A 6,700-nucleotide genomic window follows, 5' to 3' on the forward strand; every position below is an offset into this window, starting at 1 on the left:
CCCGCGCCTCGCGCACGTACGGGGTCAGCCCGCCGCCCAGCGCCACCGCACCGGCCCGGGTGGCCGCGGCCGCCGCCGCGTGACGGGCCATCACGGCGTCGAGCCCGTCCGCCTCGATCCGCTCCACGCACGCCTCCAGGGCCAGCATCTCCAGCTGCGCCGGGGCGTGCGGCAGCGCCGTGCGGCCGGCGTCGATCCAGCGCTCCTTCCAGTCGAGCAGCGACAGGTACGACCGGCGCGGCGCCCGCGGGTTGGCGGCCATCCGCTCCCAGGCCCGCCCGCTCACCGACACCGCCGACACCCCGGCCGGGCCGCCCATCGCCTTCTGCGCCCCGATCACGCACAGGTCCACGCCCCAGGCGTCCGGCAGCAGCGGCTCCGCGCCCACCGACGCCACCGCGTCCAGCATGAACAGCGCCCCGTGCGCCCGGACCACCTCGCCGATCTCCGCGACCGGGTTGGTGTTCCCGGTCGCCGCCTCGGCGTGCACCAGCGAGACGAAGTCGATCTCCGGGTGCGCGGCCAGCGCGTCGGCGACCTGCCCGGCGGTGACCGCCGTGTGGAACGGCACCTCCAGGTCGACCACCTCGGCCCCGCAGTCGCGCAGCCAGTTGCCGAAGGTCTGCCCGTAGGGGCCGGTCACCACGTTCAGCGCGGTCGAACCGGGCCGGGCACCGCCCCGGATGCAGCCCTCCAGCGGCAGCAGCGCCTCGCCCTGCGTGATGACGACGTCCTGCTCGGTGGCCAGCAGCCCGGCCACCCGCCGCTCGATGGCCGCGAAGTGCGCGGCGGTCAGCGGGGTCAGGTCGAGGAAGGGGTGGGTCACGGCGGTGCTCTCTTCGGGTTCGGATCGGCCGGCGCCGGCCTGCCGGCCGGTCGGGCCATCGAGCCTACCGAGCGGGCGCCGGACGGCCCGGCACAGGGCGGCGCGCCCGCGCCGGCCCCTCGTACAGTGCTGTGCATGAGCGATCAGGACGCAACGCGGGTGCTGCATGTGAAGGGGCGGGTGCTCGTCGGGCCCGACGACGTCAGGGACGAACTCTGGGCCGTCGGCGGCCGGGTCACCTTCGCGCGCCCGCCCGGCGCGGACGACGCCGTCACCGTCAGCGGCTGGGCCCTGCCCGGACTGGTCGACGCCCACTGCCACGTCGGGCTCGACCACCACGGCGCCGTGGACGCGGCGACCAGCGAGAAGCAGGCGCTCGACGACCGGGAGGCCGGGGCGCTGCTGCTGCGCGACGCCGGCTCGCCCGCCGACACCCGGTGGATCGACGACCGCGAGGACCTGCCGAAGATCATCCGGGCCGGCCGCCACATCGCCAGGCCGCGCCGCTACACCCGCAACTACGCCCATGAGATCGAGCCGGACGAACTCGTCCCCTACGTCGCCCGGGAGGCCCGCAGGGGCGACGGCTGGGTGAAGCTCGTCGGCGACTGGATCGACCGCGAGGCGGGCGACCTGACCGCGCTGTGGCCGCGCGACGCGGTGGAGGCGGCCATCGCGGAGGCGCACCGGCTGGGCGCCCGCGTCACCGCGCACTGCTTCGCCGAGGACTCGCTGCGCGACCTGGTCGAGGCCGGGATCGACTGCGTCGAGCACGCCACCGGGCTGACCGAGGACACCATCCCGCTCTTCGCCGAACGCGGGGTCGCGATCGTCCCGACCCTCGTCAACATCGCCACCTTCCCCTCGCTCGCGCGGAGCGGGGAGGCGAAGTTCCCGCGCTGGTCCGCCCATATGCGCCGGCTGCACGCACGCCGCTACGACACCGTGCGCGCCGCGTACGACGCCGGGGTGCCGGTCTTCGTCGGCACCGACGCGGGCGGGGTGCTCGCGCACGGGCTGGTGGCCGACGAGGTCGCGGAGCTGGTCCGGGCGGGCATCCCGCCGCTGGAGGCGCTCTCCGCGACGACCTGGGGAGCGAGGGCCTGGCTGGGCAGGCCGGGCCTGGAGGAGGGGGCGCCGGCCGACCTCGTGGTGTACGACGAGGACCCCCGCGCCGACGTCCGGGTGCTGGCCGGGCCGCGCCGGGTCGTCCTCAACGGCCGCGTGATCGCCTGACGCACCGGCAGGGGCACGGCGGGCGGCGCTCCGGAAGGGGAGCGCCGCCCGCCGGAGCGCCCTACCGGCCGGCCACCGTCAGCGCCTGGAGGGCCAGGTCCAGGGCCTGGAGGAAACGATTGGTCGTCGTCCGGTCCCGGACCGCCAGCCGGAGCCAGCCGTCGCCGAGCCCGGGAAACGTGTCCCCGCGCCGGGCGGCGAAGCCCAGCCTCCGCAGCCGGTCCCGGATCTCGGCCGCCCCGTCGAGGCGCACCAGGACGAACGGGCCCTCGGCCGGCTCCACGACCCGGATCTCGGAGAACTCCCGTAGCCCGGCCACCAGATGGGCCCGGTCCACGGCGATCCGGTCCGCCGCGTCGGCGGCCTCCGCCAGCGCGCGCGGCTCCACGCACGCCTCCGCCGCCGCCAGCGCGGGCGACGACACCGGCCACAGCGGCTGCGCCTCCGCCAGGGTGCGGATCGTCTCCGGATCGGCGGCCACGTAGCCGATGCGCAGCCCGGCGAGCCCCCAGGTCTTGGTGAGGCTGCGCAGGACGACGAGCCCGGGCAGGTCCGTGCGCCCGCACAGCGCCTCGCGTTCGCCCGGCACCGCGTCCATGAACGCCTCGTCGACGACCAGCGTCCGCCCGGGCCGCGCCAGCCGCTCCAGCACGGACGCCGGGTGCAGCACGGACGTCGGGTTGGTCGGGTTGCCGACGACGACCAGGTCCGCCTCGTCCGGGACGTCGGCCGGATCGAGCCGGAAGCCGTCCTCGGGGCGCAGCAGCACCCGGCCCACCTCGTGCCCGGCGGCCCGCAGCGCGGCCTCCGGCTCGGTGAACTGAGGGTGCACCACATACGGCCGCCGGGCGGGCAGCGCACGGGCGATCAGGACGAACGCCTCCGCCGCACCCGCCGTCAGCAGGACCCGCTCGGGGGGGATTTCGTGGCGCGCGGCGACCGCCTCGCGTGCCTCGCGTCCGTCCGGGTAGGCGGCGAGCGCGCCGAGCGAGCCCGCTATCCGCTCCTTCAGCCAGGCCGGCGGGGTGCCGGCCCGTACGTTGACGGCGAGATCGGTCAGATCCCGGTCCCGTCCGCGTACTTCCGCGTCTCCGTGGTGACGCAGATCGTGCGTGCCCGCGCCTGTCGCGTCGGGACTCTCAGTGGGAGTGTGCATGACCGCCGTGGTGGGGGTGTGGTGTGGGGGTGTGCGCCGTGGCCTGGGTGGACTCCGGCAGGATGACTATGCGCCCCGCACCCGGTTTCACGCAACGGTCCTGCCGGGCCTGCGCACGACCGCGCAGGTGGCCATGGAACGCCGGCCGCCCCCGGGGCGCGAAACGCGTTTGGGCACGAGGAGTTGACCGCCTCCGGCGAGGGCCGCCGCCTCGGCCACCGAGGGGGTGCCGAGGGCGGCGAGGACGGCCCCGGAGGGGTGCGGAACGGCGACCCGCGCGAGCACCCGGGCGGGGTGGGCGCGCAGCGGAACCCCGAGCCGGCCGGCGGCGGCCACCAGGCCCGGTTCACCGGCCTTCGCCTCGACGGTCACCAACTCGGCGACCTCGCCCACCGCGAGCCCCGCCTCCCGCAGCGCCGCCAGGACGAGCCCGGTCACCTCGTCCCCGGACACGCCCCGGGACGCGCCGACCCCGACGACGAGCACCCCGGGCCCGGCCGCCCGGCCGAGATGCGCGGACCGGGGTGCATCGGCTAGCAAGAGGCCATGGCGGTGTTCGTCGCGCTCGGCGCGTTCCTGATGACCCTGGCCGGCGGCTGGGTCGCCCAGCGCGTCAGCGACCGCCGCCACCTCGTCCTCGGACTGGCCGGCGGGCTGATGCTCGGCGTGGTCGGCCTGGACCTGCTGCCCGAGGCCATGGAGGCGGCGGGCGGCCTCGTCCTCGGCGTCCCGGCGGCCCTGCTGCTGTTCGTCGGCGGCTTCCTCGTCGCCCACCTCGTGGAGCGGCTGCTGGCGGTGCGCCAGGCGGCCCACGGGGCGGCCGAGGCGCGCGTCCCGCAGGTCGGGCTGACGGCGGCGGCCGCGATGGTCGGCCACAGCCTGATGGACGGCATCGCGCTCGGCGCCGCGTTCCAGGTCGGCGGCGGCATGGGGGCGGCCGTCGCGCTCGCCGTGATCACCCACGACTTCGCGGACGGCTTCAACACCTACACGCTCACCAGCCTGTACGGCAACGCCCGCCGCAAGGCCCTGACGATGCTGTTCGCGGACGCGGTGGCGCCCGTCGCCGGGGCGGCGACGACCCTGCTGTTCACCCTGCCGGAGGAACTCCTCGGCTGCTATCTCGGCTTCTTCGGCGGTGCGCTGCTCTACCTCGCCGCCGCCGAGATCCTGCCCGAGGCCCACCACGACCACCCGGCCCGCTCCACCCTGCTGTGCACGGTGGCCGGAGTGGGCTTCATCTGGCTGGTGGTCGCCCTGGCGCAGTGACCCCGGCGCCGATGTCACCCGCCGCACCGTTCGACGAACCGCAGCGCCGTGCCGGGCGACGCGGCCCAGTGGGTGTGCAGATAGCTCGCGTGCACATTGCCCCGGACGAACCCCTCCACGCGCCGCTCGGGCCGGTGCATGCCCCAGGCGGGCTCGTCCCCCGCACCGGGCTCGACGGCGGTGCGGTGGAACTCGTGCCCCCGCATCCGCGCCCCGGCCGGGGCCAGCACGTTGTCCGTGAGCGCCACGGCCTCCCGGTAGCCGAGCGTCAGACGCCCCGTCATCCGCGCGTCGGCGTCGAGCACCCCGCACATCGGCAGCCCGTCCAGCGACCGCGCCAGATACAGCAGCCCGGCACACTCGGCGGCCACCGGCGCCCCGCTCCGCGCCAGCTCCGCCACGGCCCCGCGCAACGCCCCGTTGGCCGACAGCTCGGGCGCGTACACCTCGGGGAACCCGCCCCCGATCACCACGCCCGCCGTGCCCTCCGGGAGCTTCTCGTCGCGCAGCGGATCGAACGCCACGACCTCGGCCCCGGCGGCGGCGAGCAGCTCGGAGTTCTCCACGTACGAGAACGAGAACGCGGCCCCCCCGGCGACCGCGACCACCGGCTTCGCGCCCTTCCCGGCCGCCGGGCGCACGGCGTCCTGCGCGTCCCACACCCCGGCCTCCGGCAGCGCGGGCGCCGAGCGCGCCAGCGCCAGCAGCCCCTCCAGATCGCACCCCGCGACCACCTGGGCCGCCATCGCCTCGACGGCGGTCACCGCCTCCGCCCGCCGCTCCACCACCGGCACGAGCCCCAGGTGCCGCGACGGCACCGACACCCCCTCGGCCCGCCGCAGGGCGCCCAGCACCGGCACCCCCGACTCCTCCAGCGCCCCCCGCAACAGCGCCTCGTGCCGGTCGGAGCCCACCTTGTTCAGGATCACCCCGCCGATCCGCACCCCGGTGTCCCAGGACGCGAACCCGTGCACCAGCGCCGCCACCGACCGGGACTGCGACGACGCGTCCACGACGAGCACCACCGGCGCCCGCAGCAGCTTCGCCACGTGCGCGGTGGACGCCAGCTCGCCGAGCCCGGAGGCACCGTCGTACAGCCCCATCACGCCCTCGACGACCGCGAGCCCGCACCCCCGTGCCCCGTGCGCGAACAGCGGGGCGATCAGCTCCGGCCCGCACATGTACGCGTCGAGGTTGCGGCCGCGCCGCCCGGTGGCCAGCGTGTGGAAGCCCGGGTCGATGTAGTCGGGGCCCACCTTGTGCCCGGAGACGGCGAGCCCCCGCGCGGCGAACGCGGCCATCAGACCCGTCGCGACGGTGGTCTTGCCGCTCCCGGACGCGGGCGCGGCCACGACCAGGCGGGGGACGTTCACCACTCGATGCCCCTCTGGCCCTTCTGCCCGGCGTCCATCGGGTGCTTCACCTTCGACATGTCCGTCACCAGGTCGGCGGCGTCCAGCAGCGCGGCGGGCGCGTTGCGGCCGGTGATGACGACGTGCTGGGTACCGGGCCGGTCGCGCAGCACCCCGACCACCTCGTCGGTGTCGATCCAGCCCCAGTGCAGCGGATAGGCGAACTCGTCCAGCACGTACAGCCGGTACGTCTCGGCGGCCAGGTCGCGCTTGACCTGCTCCCAGCCCTCCCGGGCCTTCGCCTCGTTGTCCATGTTGTCGCCGTGCAGACCGCGCTGGACCCAGGACCAGCCCTCGCCCATCTTGTGCCAGGCGACGGACCCGCCCTCGCCGCTCGCGCCGAGCACCTTGAGCGCGTTCTCCTCGCCGACCTTCCACTTCGCGGACTTCACGAACTGGAAGACCCCGATCGGCCAGCCCTGATTCCAGGCCCGCAGCGCGAGCCCGAAGGCCGCCGTCGACTTCCCCTTGCCGACGCCCGTGTGCACCATCAGCAGCGGGCGGTTGCGCCGCTGCCGGGTGGTCAGTCCGTCGTCCGGCACACTCACCGGCTGTCCCTGCGGCATTACGCGGCCCTCCTGTCACCGTTCCCGGGACGGCTCCCGCCCCGGACGTCCCTGACCAGCCCGGCGATCGACTCGGCGCGCAGCTCGTCGAGCGTGACGGCGGTGCCGCCCAGATCGGCCGCGAGCGCCGCCGCCAGCCCCAGCCGCACCGGCCCCGACTCACAGTCCACGACGACCGACGCGACCCCCTCGGCGGCATGCAGCCGGGCCGCCCGCGCGGCCAGCTCCACCGGCT

General features: G+C 75.9%; 5 protein-coding genes and 2 pseudogenes. 2 read left to right on the plus strand and 5 right to left on the minus strand.

From position 1 onward, the window contains the following. Positions 1-826: aminotransferase class V-fold PLP-dependent enzyme (locus MHW47_RS30155; RefSeq protein WP_239227026.1), on the minus strand; the 826-nt coding region annotated here is incomplete at its 3' end. A gap of 135 nt (positions 827-961) precedes the next feature. Here MHW47_RS30155 and MHW47_RS30160 point away from each other — a divergent pair. Next, positions 962-2,062, plus strand: a complete 1,101-nt coding sequence (locus tag MHW47_RS30160; RefSeq protein ID WP_239227027.1) for an amidohydrolase family protein — start codon at positions 962-964, stop codon at positions 2,060-2,062. A 61-nt stretch (positions 2,063-2,123) separates the two neighbouring features. Here MHW47_RS30160 and cobC read toward each other — a convergent pair. Then, positions 2,124-3,758, minus strand: a pseudogene (gene cobC / locus MHW47_RS30165) (Rv2231c family pyridoxal phosphate-dependent protein CobC). 6 nt (positions 3,759-3,764) lie between these two features. Here cobC and MHW47_RS30175 point away from each other — a divergent pair. Then, positions 3,765-4,487 carry a ZIP family metal transporter gene (locus MHW47_RS30175; protein WP_239227031.1) on the plus strand — a complete coding sequence of 241 codons (723 nt, stop codon included), beginning with the start codon at positions 3,765-3,767 and terminating at the stop codon, positions 4,485-4,487. A 14-nt stretch (positions 4,488-4,501) separates the two neighbouring features. Here the strand turns inward: MHW47_RS30175 and MHW47_RS30180 are convergent, their stop codons facing one another. From MHW47_RS30180 to MHW47_RS30190, 3 genes and pseudogenes are all read right to left on the minus strand, one after another. Next, complete coding sequence (locus MHW47_RS30180) at positions 4,502-5,863, minus strand: cobyrinate a,c-diamide synthase (RefSeq protein WP_239227032.1); 1,362 nt, start codon at positions 5,861-5,863, stop codon at positions 4,502-4,504. After that, positions 5,857-6,465, minus strand: coding sequence for a cob(I)yrinic acid a,c-diamide adenosyltransferase (cobO, locus tag MHW47_RS30185; protein WP_239227033.1), 609 nt, complete (start codon positions 6,463-6,465; stop codon positions 5,857-5,859). The genes MHW47_RS30180 and cobO overlap by 7 nt, the downstream gene beginning before the upstream one ends. After that, a pseudogene (locus tag MHW47_RS30190) lies at positions 6,465-6,700 on the minus strand (magnesium chelatase); the annotation flags it as partial. The pseudogene MHW47_RS30190 and the gene cobO, both read right to left, overlap by 1 nt.

The sequence above is a fragment of the Streptomyces sp. OfavH-34-F genome (assembly GCF_022347745.1).
GTDB lineage: Bacteria > Actinomycetota > Actinomycetes > Streptomycetales > Streptomycetaceae > Streptomyces.